This is a genomic window from Selenomonas bovis DSM 23594, from assembly GCF_000381005.1.
GTDB lineage: Bacteria > Bacillota > Negativicutes > Selenomonadales > Selenomonadaceae > Selenomonas_C > Selenomonas_C bovis.
On sequence record NZ_KB908379.1, the window covers coordinates 293,197 to 307,644 of the forward strand.

Sequence of the window (14,448 nt, forward strand, 5' to 3'; positions counted from 1 at the left end):
GATTACCCCCGGTCATTTTCCACGCGGATGAGATTGCGGACCTCGCTCACGACCGGCAGTGCGTTGAGCACGTCGAGCGCCGTAAGGATATTCGCATGCGGGACACAGTGCGTGATCGCGACGATCTCCGCATGCTCTTTCTTATCGCGCTGTGTCTGGATGACGGACTGCAGGCTCACACCTGCGTTGCCGAACGCCGTCGCGATCGCACCGAGCACACCCGGCTTGTCCTCAACGAGGAGGCGCACATAGTAGCTCGACCGCGTCTTCTCGATGGGGCAGAGCACCTTCTTGCGGTAGCAGGTGCAGTTCACGCGCCCGAACGAATGGTTCACGATATCGCGTGCAACATCGATGATATCGGCGACCACCGCCGAGGCCGTCGGCAGCGATCCCGCGCCCGGGCCGTAGAACATCGCTTCGCCCACGGCGTTGCCGCGCACGAAGATCGCGTTGAATACACCATTGACCGACGCGAGCGGATGCTCCTCCGGCAGGAACACCGGATGCACGCGCACGTTGATGCCCTCGTCCGTCTCCTTGCCGATGGCGAGCAGCTTCACGACGTAGCCTAGGTTCTTCGCGTAGGCAATGTCATCCGGCGTGATCTTCGTGATGCCCTCCACCGAGACATCGTCGAGGCTGATGCGCGTGTTGAACGCGATGGAGGAAAGGATGGCCGCCTTGCGTGCGGCGTCCAGGCCGTCGACATCCGCCGAAGGATTCGCCTCCGCATAGCCCTTTTCCTGCGCTTCCTTGAGCACGTCGTCATAGCTCGCGCCGCACTCGCTCATCTTCGTGAGCATATAGTTCGTCGTGCCGTTCACGATGCCCATGATCTCCGTGATGCGGTTCGCCGTCAGGCACTGCTTGAGCGGCATGATGATGGGAATGCCGCCGCCGACACTCGCCTCGAAGCGGAAATCGGCGTCGTGCGCCTCCGCCATATCGAAGAGCTCGCGGCCATACTGCGCCACGACATCCTTATTCGCCGTCACGACATTCTTGCCCGCGGCAAGCGCGCGCAGCATGTAGTCCTTCGCGGGCTTGATACCGCCCATGACCTCGACGACGATGGAGATCTCGTCATCCTCAAGGATGTCCTCGACGCGATCCGTGAGCTCGACCCCCTCAAGATAGGGACGCGGCTTCTTCACATCGCGCACGAGCACCTTGGCGAGCACGAGGCGTGTGCCGACGCGCGCGGTGATCTCTTCCATGTTTTCTCTCAGCACGCGAACGACACCAGATCCGACCGTGCCGGAGCCCAAAAGACCGATCTTGATTGCTTCCTTCATCATCGACACACCTCCCTTTCGTCCCTCATGCCTGGCCGAGTACTTCGAGACGTTTCACGCCGTCGACCATGCGGAGCTTATCGAGCAGCGCCTCGAGGTCGACGGAAAGCTGCGCCGTCTCGATTGAGACCGTCGCGTTCGCGACGCCCTGCAGGGGGATGCCCTGGTTGATGGTCAGCACGCTGCCGGAATCCGCGGAAATCGTGTTGAGCACGCTCGAGAGCACGCCCTTCTTGTGCTCGAGCAGGAACGTGAGCGTGACGATCTTATTCTTGCTCGCCTCATAGAACGGGAACACGTAGTCCTTGTATTTATAGTAGGCGCTGCGCGAGAGATCCATCTTCTCCACGGCCTCGTTGATGGTGCGCGCGTCGCCGCGCTTGAGCATCTCTTTGACGCGGATGGTCTTCTTGATTGCCTCCGGCAGGATCTCCTCTTTCACGAGAAAGAATCCATTCTGTTCGTTTTCCATACATTCTCCTCCCAAAAAGAAGGCATGCGACAACGCGCCGCATGCCCTGGGTCTGTACTCTTCTTAAGCATTTTTGTTCGTGTCTGTGAGATATTATACCATCATCTGTCCGCGAATGCTACCTTGTTTTCAAAAAACGTCCACAAAAGCTGAGAGACGCGTCAAAAATGTTACAAATGTCCCGCGGAGATCCGATTTTCTGTTCCATTGAGCAGGCGCGTGATGTTGCTGCGGTGACGCACGATGATGAGTGCGGCCGCGAGCACACCGAACGCGACGTAGAGCGCTGGGTAGCCGAATACGAGCGCGAGCACGGGCACGAGCGCCGCCGCGACGATCGAACCGAGGGATACGTAGCGCGTGGCGAGCACGAGGAGCAGCCAGACGAGGAAGACGATCACCGTCACCTTCGGCATGAGCATGAGGATCACGCCGAGCCCCGTCGCGACGCCCTTGCCGCCGTGAAAGCGCAGAAACAGCGAAAGCGAGTGTCCGACGATGGCGAGGACGCCGCAGAGGATCATGACGAGCGGCGTGCCGACGAGCATCTCGCCGAGCCAGACGGCGAGCAGCCCCTTGAGCATGTCGAGGCAGAAGACGAGGAAGCCGGGGCCCTTGCCAAGCGTGCGCCAGGCGTTCGTCGCGCCGATGTTGTGGCTGCCGTGCTGCCGCAGGTCTACATGCCAGAGCGCGCGGCAGAGCCAGAGGCCGTTCGGAATGGAGCCGAGGAGATAACTCAGCAGCAAGGCGAGGAGTGTCATGGTCTCACGCCTCCTCTTCTTCGCCGCGCTTGCGCACGATGAGCACGAGCGGCGTACCCTCGAAGCCGAACTGCTCACGCAGGCGGTTCTCGATGAAGCGCAGATAGGAAAAATGCATGAGCTCGGGATCGTTGACGAAGAGGATGAACCGCGGCGGCTTCACATCCGCCTGCGTCATGAAGAGGATCTTGAGCTGGCGGCCGCGGTGCATCGGCGGCGGATTCACGGAGACGGCATCGCGGATGAGCTCATTGAGGACGCTCGTCTTGATGCGCATGGACTGCTGCTCCGCGACGTACTTCACGAGCTCCGTCACGCGGTGCACGCGCTGGCCCGTGAGTGCCGAGGTGTAGAGCACGGGCGCGTACTGGAGGAAACCGAGCTTGTCGCGCAGCTCATCCGTGAAGCGCAGCGTCGACTTATCGTCCTTCTCCGGGAAGATATCCCACTTGTTCACGACAATGACGACGCCGCGCCCCGACTCGTGCGCATAGCCGGCGATCTTCTTGTCCTGCTCCGTGATACCCTCAGCGGCATTGATCATCATGAGCACGACATCCGCGCGGTCGATGGCGCGCAGAGAGCGCATGACGCTGTACCGCTCGACCGGCTCGTCGATCTTGCCGCGCCGGCGCATGCCCGCCGTATCGATGAGCATGAACTTCGTGCCGTCCTCGATGAAATGCGTGTCGATGGCGTCGCGCGTCGTGCCCGGCACATCGCTGACGATGACGCGCTGCTCGCCGAGGATGGCGTTGACGATGGAGGACTTGCCGACGTTCGGCCGACCGATGACGGCGATGCTGATCTCGTCCGGCTCCTTGTCGTCGCCCGTCTCCTCCGGGAACGCGGCGACGACGGCGTCGAGCAGATCGCCGAGATTGCGCGCGTTCGACGCGGAAATACCGATGGGATCGCCGAGTCCGAGGCTGTAGAACTCATACATGTCCATCTCGCGTTCGGGACTGTCGACCTTGTTCACGGCAAGGACGACAGGTTTCTTTGTCGAACGCAGGAGATGCCCGACCTCCTCATCCGCCGTCGTGAGCCCCGCGCGTCCATCGACGACGAAGAGGATGACATCCGCCTCCTCCATCGCAATCTGCGCCTGCTGGCGCATGGATTTCAGGATATGGTCGCTCTCGTCGAGCTCAATGCCGCCCGTGTCGATCATCGTGAACGCATGGCCGAGCCACTCCGCGTCGAGATAGATGCGGTCGCGCGTGACGCCCGGCATATCGTCGACGATGGAGACGCGCTGCTTGCCGATCTGGTTGAAAAGCGTCGATTTGCCGACGTTCGGACGACCGACGATGGCAACGATTGGTTTACTCATACTGACCCCTTCTTTCCGTTCGCTTCTTTATCTAGTTCCCTTATTCCGTTCCTGCCGCCGGCTTCGTATAAGCCGCATTGCTCTGCCACATGTAGGCGGTCTCCCCAGCCCGCGCCTTGTGGTAATGCGTCCAGTCCGCGAGCGCGCGGCGGTAGTCGCTGCCACCCTGCACGGGCTCGACGCGCGCCTCGGGGAACGCAGCGCGCAGTTCCGCAAGCGTCATGTCATCGAGGAAGATGTCCTCGCCAGCACGCAGCGCCGGCTCCGGAATCAGGATGCCCGTGCGCGGCCCCGGCAGCGCGCGCAGCGCGCGCACGATGTCCTGTCCCGTGAGCAGGCCCGAAACATTGACGGTCGTACCGAAATATTCATTGGGAACCGGCACGATGCGCACATGGAGGTTCGTCTGCCGTACGGACTGCGCGAGTCTCTCTAGCACCGGCGCGACCGACGTCCCCGTGACAACATCGAGGTAGACGGGCGCATCATACGACGACGACGCCTGCGTCTCCTCGAAATCCTTGAGGAAGCTGCGCGTAAGTCCGATGCCGTTATCGAGCTGTGGGAACCCGTCGTACATCTCCTCTGGCGGCACCTCGCGACCAGCGAGGAAATAGAACTCATCCCCGAGGTAGAGAAACGTCCGCCCCGTCTCCTCCCTGAGCCTCTTCTGCCACCGTTCCGCCATGTCGATGACCGCTGCCGCGCCCGCTGCATCGAACTGCTTGAGCGGATACGGATCCGTGCGGAACTTCGTCACGCCGACGGGAACGACAGCGAGCGAGAGTACATGCGGCCGCCGCGCGACGAGCTCGCGAATCGTGCGCTCGAGCTCCTCGCCGTCGTTGAGGCCCGCACAGAGCACGACCTGCGTATGGTAGTCTGCGCCCGCTGATTCGAGGCGGTCGAGCTGCTCGTTGATGAGCGCCGCTCGCTTGCAACGCAGCATCTGCGCGCGCAGCTCAGGGTTCATGCACTGTACGGACACATAGAGCGGCGAGAGATGCAGCTGCTCGATACGCCGGAAATCCGCTTCGCCCATATTCGTGAGCGTCACGAAATTGCCGTAGAGGAACGACAGACGATAGTCATCATCCTTGATGTGCAGCGATGAGCGCATGTGCGGCGCGACCATGTTCACAAAGCAGAAATAACAGTTGTTCGCACAGCGGCGGATGCCGTCGAAAACCGCGGCCGCGAACTCCGCGCCAAGCTCCTCATCGATATCCTTGTCGAAGGAAATCATCTCCTGCTCGCCGTCTGCATGCTCGACAAGCAAGTCAATCTCCTCCTCCGCGAACGCAAAGCTCAAATCGATGATGTCGCGCAGTTCCCTCCCATTGACCGAGAGAACCTTGTCCCCTGGCACGAGCCCCAGTTCCTCCGCCAGACTGCCCGCCGCAACGCGGATGATTTCCCCTTTGTTCATACCTACTCCTCATCTGCTCATATATTCCCCGCAGCTGTCAGTGCAGCCGCTCTTTCTGTCTACTATCATAGCACGGAAAGAGGAGTGATGAAATCATCACTCCTCGAAATTTCCTATAAGATTGCCGGATACAGACTCAGTCCTTGACCTCGTCGCCAATCGTCGTCGGCGCGTCATCCTGCTCTTCCATGTAACGCTTGTAGATGGCGTTATCGCCATCGCGCTTCGCCTTCGTGATGGAGAGCGAAATGCGCTTGCGCTTCATATCGATGCGCAGGACCTTGACCTTGACGATGTCGCCGACATGCACGGCCTCGTCTGCACGCTCGATGCGATGATCTGCGAGCTCGCCCATCGGGATGAGACCGTCGAATCCCGGCTCGATCTCCATGAAAGCACCGAAATCCGTCAGCTTGATGACCTTGCCCTCGATGTGGTCGCCCTCAGCGTACTTCTCCGCCTTGTCGAGCCACGGATCGCGCATCGTATCCTTGACGGAGAGCGAGATGCGCTTTGCTTCCTTATCGACGTTCTTCACATAGACATCGAGCTCCTGACCGACGTGGAGCACGTCGCTCGGCTTGCTCACGCGATGCCATGCGAGGTCAGAGATATGAGCGAGACCGTCCACACCGCCGATATCAATGAACGCGCCGTAGTCCACGAGGCGCTTGACCGTGCCGTGCACCGTCTGGCCAGCCTCGAGCGTCGCGAAGACCTCTTCCTGCTTCTTCTCGCGCTCAGCCTCGAGGAGCTGGCGACGGGAGAGCACGAGACGCTGCTTGCGCACATCGATCTCGATGGGCAGAGCCTCGACCGTCTGGCCGACGTAGATGGAGAGGTCCTTCACGAAGTGAAGCTCCATCTGGGATGCGGGGATGAAGCCGCGCAGGCCGTTGACGGAGGCAACGAGGCCGCCCTTGACGACCTGCTGAATCTTCGCCTCGACCGTCTCGCCGCGCTCTTTTACACCTTCCATGTCCTTCCATGCAGCCATGCGATCTGCCTTGACCTTGGAAAGGAGGCCGCCATTCTCGCCGCCGAGGGAAACGATGTAGACATCGATCTCGTCGCCGACCTTGACGACATCCTCTGCGGAATCAGGCTCCGGATAAGCCAGCTCTTTTTTCGGAACGGGAATCTCCTGCTTGTAGCCGATATCGATAAAAGCCTCGCTCTTGTTGACAAGAACGACCTTGCCTTTCACTACCTCGTGCTCCCGAATCTCCGGGCTGTTCTTCTCTTCTTCCTCTAAAAGGGTTTTCATATCCTCTGACACTTTTTATATACCTCCTTGATAATCCAGTCCGGTGTAGAAGCACCAGCTGTAATACCAATTTTTTCAATGTTGTCAAACCACGCGAGCTGAAGCTCTTCAGCCGTCTCGATATGGTAGGTACGACATGTTTTCGCGCAGAGCTGCGCGAGGCGCGTCGTATTCGCACTGTTCTTGCCGCCGATTACGATCATGACATCTACCTTCGATGCCAGTTCGCGCGCAGCGTGCTGCCTTTGGTCTGTCGCCGTGCAGATGGTCCGCATGACACGGATATCACGCGACTTGTCGAGGAGCGCGCTCACGATTTCTCGGAAACGCCCGCCCGAGAAGGTCGTCTGCGAGACGATGCCGAGCTTCGGCACGCTAAGAACAGCCGCAGCCTCCGCCACCGTCTCGACAACAGCCACGCTACCACCTGCCCACTGCACGATGCTCTGCACCTCAGGATGTTCCTTCTCGCCGACGATGACGACGAAACGCCCCTCTTCCGCAAGCTCCTTCGCTGAGAGCTGCGCCTTCTTGACATGCGGACATGTCGCGTCAACGCACTCGAGGCCCATCGCCTCAGCCCGTGCATACGTCTCCGGCCCAACGCCGTGAGAGCGGATGATGACCCTTCCCCGCTTCATATCATCAAGGCTGCTGATGGTACCGACACCCTCTTCTTTCAGGCGCTCTACCATCTGCGGGTTATGGATGATCGGGCCGAGCGTACAGGCGGAGCCATCGGGAGCAGCATTCTCCCGGGCAATCTTGATGGCGCGTTTGACGCCATAACAGAAGCCCAGATAGTCTGCCAGAATGACTTCCAATCTATCAACCACCCGTATGATTTGTTGCGAACCAGTATGATTCCTCACACCAATAACGCAATCTAAGTGTTAGTATATCATTTTCAGAGAAACTTGTATAGGGTGATTTCACTCCATCAGGAAATTTTTTTCACGCACGAGATGGTGTTCCTGACGTAACCGAGGCCTTCATACGGGCGATCTCATCGAGGATTCCCTGCGAAAAAGCGGCGAGCTCCTCTTTCTTGCGGCGATCGCCCGTAAACGTTCTGGGCCTGCCGACGATGACTGTAAGCCGCGGCAGCAAACCGCCGTTTGCGAAAATCCGATCCGTGCCGAGGATGGCCGCGGGCACGACGGGCGCACCGGTGAGCGCGGCGATGAGTCCGACGCCCGCCTCCGCCTTGCGCATCTTGCCCGTACGGCTGCGCGTACCCTCGGGGAAGAGGCCGAGGCAATGGCCGAGTTTCAGGACTTCGACCGCCGTCTTGATGGCCGCGCGGTCCGCTGCGCCGCGCTTCACAGGGAACGCGTGGCAGGCGCGGATGGCAGCGCCGAAAACGGGATGCTCGAAGAGTTCCTCCTTCGCCATGTAGGCGACATGGCGGCGCATGAAGCACGCGAGAAACGGCGGATCCCAATTGCTCATGTGATTGGCCGCGAGGATGACCGCTCCCTGCTGCGGCAGGTTCTCCGCGCCGATGACGCGCGCGCGGAAGACGATGCGGAACAGCAGCTGGAATATGATCTTGAGCATGGCATAGAGCATACGATCACCTGCACATTCCGAGAATCTTCTCAACGACCTGCTCGATGGAGAGTCCCGTCGTATCGAGCAGCACGGCATCCGCCGCCTGCACGAGCGGGGAGATGGCGCGCTCGCTGTCCGCCTTGTCGCGCGCGGCGATGTCCTCCTGGAGCTTCGCGAGCTCGACGTCGTAGCCCTTTTCGCGCATCTCGCGGTAGCGGCGCTGCGCGCGCTCCTCGATGGAGGCCGTGAGGAAGATCTTCACATCGGCCTGCGGCAACACATGCGTTCCGATGTCGCGCCCGTCCATGAGCACGCCGCCCTCCTCCGCCATCGCCCGCTGCAGCTCGACCATCTTCTCACGCACGGGGCCGAGGGCCGCGACCTGCGAGACGATGCGGCTGACCTCCGGCGTGCGGATGTAGTCCGTCGCCTCCTCGCCGTTGACAAAGACATGCGTGACACCGTCATGGTAGGAGAGCCGCACGTCGATGTCCTTCACGACGGAGAGGATCAATGCGTCCGTCACCGGCGCCTTCTGCTGCAGCGCCTTCCAGGCGACGGCGCGATACATCGCGCCCGTATCGATATAGGTATAGCCGAGCGCCTTTGCCGCGAGTTTCGCGACCGTGCTCTTGCCCGCGCCCGCGGGGCCGTCGATGGCAACAACTAGTTTCTTCAAGGAAATATCCTCCTTTTCTTTTTCGTCCATGAGCCGCCGCCCGGCAATCATTCTCCGCCAAAGCCCGCGAGCGTATCGTAGAACTCCGGGTACGAGATGCGCACGCAGTCCGGCCGCTCGATGATGACGCCCGCTCCGGCCGCGCCGAGGATCGCGAGCGACATCGCCATGCGATGGTCGTCGTAGCTGGGGACAGCGGCGCGCTGGAGCTGCGTGCCACCGTGGATCACGAGGCTGTCCGCGCCCGCCTCGACGCTTCCAGGCGCGAGCGCCGAGAACGTATCCGCGATGGCCTGCAGGCGATCGGTCTCCTTCACGCGCAGCTCGCCCGCGCCCGTGATGACCGTATCGCCCTCGGCGAAGAGCGCCGCGACGGCGATGACGGGGATCTCGTCGATGAGGCGCGGCATGATGTCCTTGCCGAACGTCGTGCCGTGCAGCTTCGCCGCCGTCACGACGAGATCCGCCGCCGCCTCGCCGCCGCTCACGCGCTCGTTCGTGCGCACGATGTCAGCCCCCATCGCCGCGAGCACATCGAGAATGCCCGTGCGCGTCTCGTTGACGCCGACGTTCTCGAGCACAATCTGACTCCCCGGCACAAGGGAGGCGAGCACGAGCCAGTAGGCCGCCGAGCTGATGTCGCCCGGCACCTCGATGGCGGCCGGCGCCTGCACCTCTGCCACGGGGCGGATCGTCACGGCCGTCCCATCCTTCTCCGTCACGACGCCGAACGCCTCGAGCATGCGCTCCGTATGGTCGCGCGAGGTCACGGGCTCGACGACCGTCGTCGCGCCGTCCGCGAACATGCCGGCGAGCAGGAGGGCAGATTTCACCTGCGCGCTCGCGACGGGGCTCTCATAGCGCATGCCGTGGAGCTTCCCGTCCGGGGCGAGCACCGTGAGCGGCAGCAGCGTGTTCTGCGCGCGGCCGACGATCTTCGCGCCCATCGCGCTGAGCGGCTTCACGACGCGGCCCATCGGGCGCCGCGAGAGCGACGCGTCGCCTGTAAACGTCGCGAGGAAAGGCTGCGGCGCGAGCAGGCCGAGGAGCAGGCGCAGCGTCGTGCCGGAATTGCCCGCGTCGAGCACGCACGCCGGTTCCCTGAGGCCGTGCAGGCCGTTGCCCGTCACGACGAGCTCCGTCGCGCCGAGTTCCTCGACGGTCGCGCCGAGCGCGCGCATGCAGGCGACGGTAGAGAGACAGTCCGCCGCGTGGAGGAAGTTCGTGATGTGCACTGGCGTGCTGCCGAGCGCTGAGAACATCACGCTGCGATGGGAGATGGATTTATCTCCCGGGATATGGAGCCGCCCTTTGACGCCGTGGCGAAGCGGCCGGATTTCCTTCGTTTCTACCTGTTCCATGAGATACCCCCTAATCGTCGTTCCATACGCTGTAGCTGCCCGCCGCTACGCCCATCGAGAACGCTGCCTGCAGGTTGTAGCCGCCCGTGAACGCGTCGACATCGACGAGCTCGCCCGCGAAATAGAGCCGCGGCACGAGGCGCGACTCCATCGTCCGCGGATCGATCTCCTTCACGCAGACGCCGCCCGCCGTCACGATGGCCTCCGTGAGCGGACGCGTGCGCGCGACCGTGAGCACGAGGTGCTTGAGCGCCTCGGCGAGGCGATGGCGTTCCTCCTGCGTCACCTGATGCACGAACTTCTCTCCGTCGAGATACGCGGCGTCGATGAGCACGGGAATCAGCCGGTGCGGCAGCAGGTCGACGAGCGCGTTCTTGACCTGCTTGCGCTGATATTTCTCGAAATCGCGCAGGATGCGCGCCGCGAGCTTTTCCGGCGTGAGTGCAGGCTTGAGGTCGATCTCGAGCTCGACGAAGGCGCCGTCCGCGAGCGCCTGCGCCGCCGTGCGGCTCAGGGAGAGGATGATGGGCCCCGTGACGCCGAAATGCGTGAACATCATCTCGCCGAACATCTCCTGCCGCTCCCTGCCATCCACGAGGAGCTTCACCCGCACATTGCGCAGAGAGAGACCCTGCACGTCCCGGGGCCAGTGCTCCTCCGTTTCGAGCGGCACGAGCGAGGGCAGGATGCGCGTGACCGTGTGGCCGAGCTGCCGCGCGATCTCATAGCCGTCGCCTGTCGAGCCCGTCCCCGGATACGACGCGCCGCCGACCGCGAGGATGACGGCATCCGCCGCGATCTCCTCGCCTGCCGCCGTGCGCACGCCCGCCGCGCGTCCCTCGCGCGTGAGCACCGCAGCGACCGCCTCGCCCGTGCGCACGGCGACGCCGAGCTCATGCAGGCGCGCGAGCATCGCCTCCACGCAGTCCGCCGCCTTGTCGCTCACGGGGAAGACGCGCCCGCCGCGCTCCACCTTGACCGGTACGCCCTGCTGCTCGAAGAAGCGCATGGCATCCTCGTTGTCAAAGGCGGCAAAGGCGCTGTTGAGGAACGCGCCGTTCCCCTTGAACTGCCGGATGAGCTCCGGCACAGGCGCGGCGTTCGTGAGGTTGCAGCGCCCCTTGCCCGTGATGAGCATCTTGCGGCCGACGCGCTGCATCTTCTCGAGCAGTGTGACCCGCGCGCCGTTCTCCGCCGCCGTGATCGCGGCCATCATGCCGGCGGGACCGGCGCCGACGACGAGGACGTCCTTCATCGCTCCACCCCCGCGAGTTCATAGAGCTGCGCGACCTCTGCGGCCGTGAGCGGCCGGTGCGCGCCGCGCCTGACGCCCGCGAGCGTGAGGCGCGCGAACGCGACGCGCTTCAGCGCGCGCACATCCGAGCCGACCGCCTCGAACATGCGGCGCACCTGGCGGTTGCGGCCCTCATGGATCGTGATCTCGACGCGCGCCTGCGCCGGATCGCGCTCGATGACGCGCACGAGCGCCGGCGCCGTCTTGCCGTCTGAGAGCTCGACGCCCTCCGTGAGTGTGATGAGCGCGGCTTCGGGCGGCGGCGGCGCGACGCGCGCGATGTAGGTCTTCTCCACCTGATAGCGCGGGTGCAGCAGGCCGTTCATCAGTGTCCCGTCATTCGTCAGGAGCAGCAAGCCCTCCGTGTTGTTGTCGAGGCGTCCCACGGGATAGATACGCTCCTTGACCTCCGGCAGCAGGTCGAGCACCGTGCGGCGGCCGCGCTCATCCTTCGCCGTCGAGAGATAGCCCTTGGGCTTGTTGAGCAGGAAATAGACATGCCGCTCGCGCGCCGCGAGCGGCTTGCCATCCACCGTGATCTTCACCTTCGCCGCGTCAAACTTCGCGCCGAGTTCGCGCACGCACGTCCCATTGACGTTCACGCGTCCCGCGAGGATCAGCTTCTCCGCGTTGCGGCGGGACGCGACGCCCGCCTGCGCCAAAATCTTCTGCAATCGTTCCTGCATCGTTCTTCCTCACATTCCCAGTAACTGGCGAAGCCCATGCCAGACCGTCAGGAAAAAGGAGCGGCGCTGCGCGGACGCAGCCGCGACGAGATCCGTCGCCGCCACCTCTTTTCCTTCATAATATACATGCAATGTTCCAACCGTGTCGCCCGCCTGGATGGGCGCCTTGACCGCCTTGGGCAGCGACACCTCCTGCGTATAGCCTGACTTGCCGTCAACGACGGGCAGCACGATGCTCTCCGCGGCCTGCGCCTCGATGCGCCGCGTGCCGCTGCCGGAGACGGCGCAGCTGCCGACCTTCGTCCCCGCCTTGACGACTGTCACCGTATCGATCTGACGAAACCCATAGTCGAGCAGCAGGATGGAGTCGTTCCACATCCAGTTGCTGTCGAGCACGACGGCGACGAGCTGGATGCCGTCCCGCTTCGCCGCAGACACGAGGCAGCGCCCCGCCGCCTCCGTGTAGCCGGTCTTGACGCCGTTGCCGCCCTCGTAGAGCCAGAGCATCTGGTTCTCGTTGCGCAAGCGGTGCGTCTCATCCTTCACCCAAGGGAACGTGATCTCCTTCGTGCTCACGATCTCCTCGAATCCCGGCAGCGAATAGCCGTACGAGGCGATGAGCGCCATGTCGTGCGCCGTCGTGTAGTGCGCGTCATCCGGCAGGCCGTTCGCGTTGACGAAATGCGTATCCGTCGCGCCGAGTTCCTTCGCCTTCGCCGTCATGAGCCGGGCGAAGGCGTCGACGGAGCCAGCGATGTGCTCGGCCACCGCGACCGTCGCGTCGTTGCCCGAGTGCAGCATCATGCCATAGAGCAGTTCCCGCAGCGTGATCTTGTCGCCGGGCGCGAGCCAGATGGTCGACCCCTCCGTGCCCGCCGCGTGTGCGCTCACCGTCACGACATCGTCGAGATTTCCTCGCTCGAGCGCGATGATGAGCGTCATGATCTTCGTCGTACTCGCGGGGAAGCGCCGCTCGTTCATATTCCGCTCGTAGAGCACCCGTCCCGTGCGCGCCTCCATGACGACAGCGCTGCGCGCCGTCACGCGCGGCAGCGCATCATCCGGTGAGAGCACGAGGCCCTCTACCTTCGGTGTATTCTGCGGCGCCTTGCGGATGATATCATCTGCGAGCGCCGCCGCAGCCTCTCCCGCCGTCAGCGAGAGCACGAGGAGACAGCTGACCGCCGGCAGCAGCCAGCGTCGCCAGCGAGCCTTGGACGTCCTATGGTTTCTATTCAAACAAATATCCCAGCTTTCCCGATGTGATTTCCAAGAAACCACTGATTCATTCGTAGCTTTTTTATTTTATCATCCCCCTCCCGCCTTGGCAAGAATGCCGCTCTCACTGGAATGTCTGCCAGGCATCCATGACATCGAGAAACGCGCCATCGAAGCCGGCATCGATGATCTCATCGAGATAGGCATCCGCACTGCCGTAGAGGATGCGCCGCCAGGGGCGCGACCAATATTTCACGCGATAGCTGCCCGGCCACGCGGGATTCGGCTGCGCGAGCCAATCGGGGCGTTTTGCCGCCCAGTGCTTCTGCCAGTAAGGACGATAGTCGGCGGCCTCGCCGACGCTTAAATAAGCGAGCACGAGCCTGCGGCCGCCTTGCGGTTTTTCCTGAAGGCGCGCGACCTCCTGCCGCGTGAGCGGCGCTGCACCGTAATAGAGATCGATGATGAGCAGATCGGCCGGTGAAGCGCGCAGAGCCGCAAGATAGGCCGCGCGGCTCCCAAAACGGCCGGGATTGAGCAGGATGAGGAAATTGCGCACAGCCGCGAGCCGCGCGACGGAACGGCTGTTTTCTCCCGTGAGCGGCCCCTGCGGCAGCACGTCAAGCTCCCTGCGCGGCACCGTCATGCTCACATAGCCTGCCGCGCGGCCTTGCGCGCGGTCGGCCGCCGCGCTCGCCGCATCGCTCACATAGTCGAGCGTGAAGACCGCCTTGCCGGCTGCCAATGGCTTTGCAAGCATCGCCGCCAGATAGGCCGCCATCTCCGCGGATCTCGGCACGGCGGCGTCCTCCACCGACTCGTAGAATACAGATTCCGTGAGAAAGCCGTCGAGCGCGCCGAGGAGCCTCGCTACGTTTTCCTCCGGATTCTCCCTCGTCACCTCGAGCAGCCCGGCCGCGCCGTTGCCGACGAGCAGGAATCCCGGCTGCCGCGCCTGCGCGTAGCTGTGTATGTCAGCAACGAGGCGAACCATCTCCGTCTGCGGTGAAGGCCGCGCCTCGCAGCCGGAAAACAGCAAGCCGAAGCCAAGGCAGGCACAGAGCATTTTTCTGAAACGCAAATCCATGCGCCT

Annotated in this window: 14 protein-coding genes; all 14 read right to left on the reverse strand. The window is 62.8% G+C overall.

What is annotated here, in order from left to right; genetic code table 11:
• Positions 1 to 2: 2 nt before the first annotated feature.
• On the reverse strand, positions 3 to 1,298 hold the full coding sequence (locus F599_RS0101435) for a homoserine dehydrogenase (RefSeq protein WP_026327730.1): 1,296 nt from the start codon (positions 1,296 to 1,298) through the stop codon (positions 3 to 5).
• Between the two features lie 25 nt (positions 1,299 to 1,323).
• Positions 1,324 to 1,770 (reverse strand): ACT domain-containing protein, encoded by a 447-nt coding sequence (locus tag F599_RS0101440; RefSeq protein WP_019541754.1) that lies wholly within the window; start codon positions 1,768 to 1,770, stop codon positions 1,324 to 1,326.
• A 170-nt stretch (positions 1,771 to 1,940) separates the two neighbouring features.
• The gene (gene plsY / locus F599_RS0101445) at positions 1,941 to 2,531 is read right to left on the reverse strand and encodes a glycerol-3-phosphate 1-O-acyltransferase PlsY (RefSeq protein ID WP_019541755.1); all 591 of its coding nucleotides are present in this window, start codon (positions 2,529 to 2,531) and stop codon (positions 1,941 to 1,943) included.
• Positions 2,532 to 2,535: 4 nt separating this feature from the next.
• A complete protein-coding gene (gene der, locus F599_RS0101450; protein WP_019541756.1) occupies positions 2,536 to 3,867 on the reverse strand; it encodes a ribosome biogenesis GTPase Der in 1,332 nt (443 codons plus the stop codon).
• A gap of 40 nt (positions 3,868 to 3,907) precedes the next feature.
• Entirely contained in the window at positions 3,908 to 5,296 is a 1,389-nt protein-coding gene (locus F599_RS0101455; RefSeq protein WP_019541757.1) for a DUF512 domain-containing protein, read from the reverse strand.
• 136 nt (positions 5,297 to 5,432) lie between these two features.
• Complete coding sequence (rpsA, locus tag F599_RS0101460) at positions 5,433 to 6,563, reverse strand: 30S ribosomal protein S1 (RefSeq protein ID WP_019541758.1); 1,131 nt, start codon at positions 6,561 to 6,563, stop codon at positions 5,433 to 5,435.
• A complete protein-coding gene (gene ispH, locus F599_RS0101465) occupies positions 6,560 to 7,387 on the reverse strand; it encodes a 4-hydroxy-3-methylbut-2-enyl diphosphate reductase (protein ID WP_019541759.1) in 828 nt (275 codons plus the stop codon). Before ispH ends, rpsA begins: the two co-directional genes overlap by 4 nt.
• A 130-nt stretch (positions 7,388 to 7,517) precedes the next feature.
• Positions 7,518 to 8,135 (reverse strand): lysophospholipid acyltransferase family protein, encoded by a 618-nt coding sequence (locus F599_RS0101470; protein WP_019541760.1) that lies wholly within the window; start codon positions 8,133 to 8,135, stop codon positions 7,518 to 7,520.
• Positions 8,136 to 8,139: 4 nt separating this feature from the next.
• A complete protein-coding gene (gene cmk / locus F599_RS0101475) occupies positions 8,140 to 8,847 on the reverse strand; it encodes a (d)CMP kinase (RefSeq protein ID WP_019541761.1) in 708 nt (235 codons plus the stop codon).
• Entirely contained in the window at positions 8,844 to 10,157 is a 1,314-nt protein-coding gene (gene aroA / locus F599_RS0101480) for a 3-phosphoshikimate 1-carboxyvinyltransferase (RefSeq protein ID WP_019541762.1), read from the reverse strand. Before aroA ends, cmk begins: the two co-directional genes overlap by 4 nt.
• A gap of 10 nt (positions 10,158 to 10,167) precedes the next feature.
• Positions 10,168 to 11,412 (reverse strand): BaiN/RdsA family NAD(P)/FAD-dependent oxidoreductase, encoded by a 1,245-nt coding sequence (locus F599_RS0101485; RefSeq protein ID WP_019541763.1) that lies wholly within the window; start codon positions 11,410 to 11,412, stop codon positions 10,168 to 10,170.
• Positions 11,409 to 12,137, reverse strand: coding sequence for a pseudouridine synthase (locus F599_RS0101490; RefSeq protein WP_020700439.1), 729 nt, complete (start codon positions 12,135 to 12,137; stop codon positions 11,409 to 11,411). Before F599_RS0101490 ends, F599_RS0101485 begins: the two co-directional genes overlap by 4 nt.
• 9 nt (positions 12,138 to 12,146) lie before the next feature.
• On the reverse strand, positions 12,147 to 13,376 hold the full coding sequence (locus F599_RS0101495; protein ID WP_019541765.1) for a D-alanyl-D-alanine carboxypeptidase family protein: 1,230 nt from the start codon (positions 13,374 to 13,376) through the stop codon (positions 12,147 to 12,149).
• Positions 13,377 to 13,479: 103 nt separating this feature from the next.
• Positions 13,480 to 14,442: an endo alpha-1,4 polygalactosaminidase gene (locus F599_RS13350; protein ID WP_019541766.1), complete on the reverse strand. Its 963-nt coding sequence runs from the start codon at positions 14,440 to 14,442 to the stop codon at positions 13,480 to 13,482.
• Positions 14,443 to 14,448 lie beyond the last annotated feature (6 nt).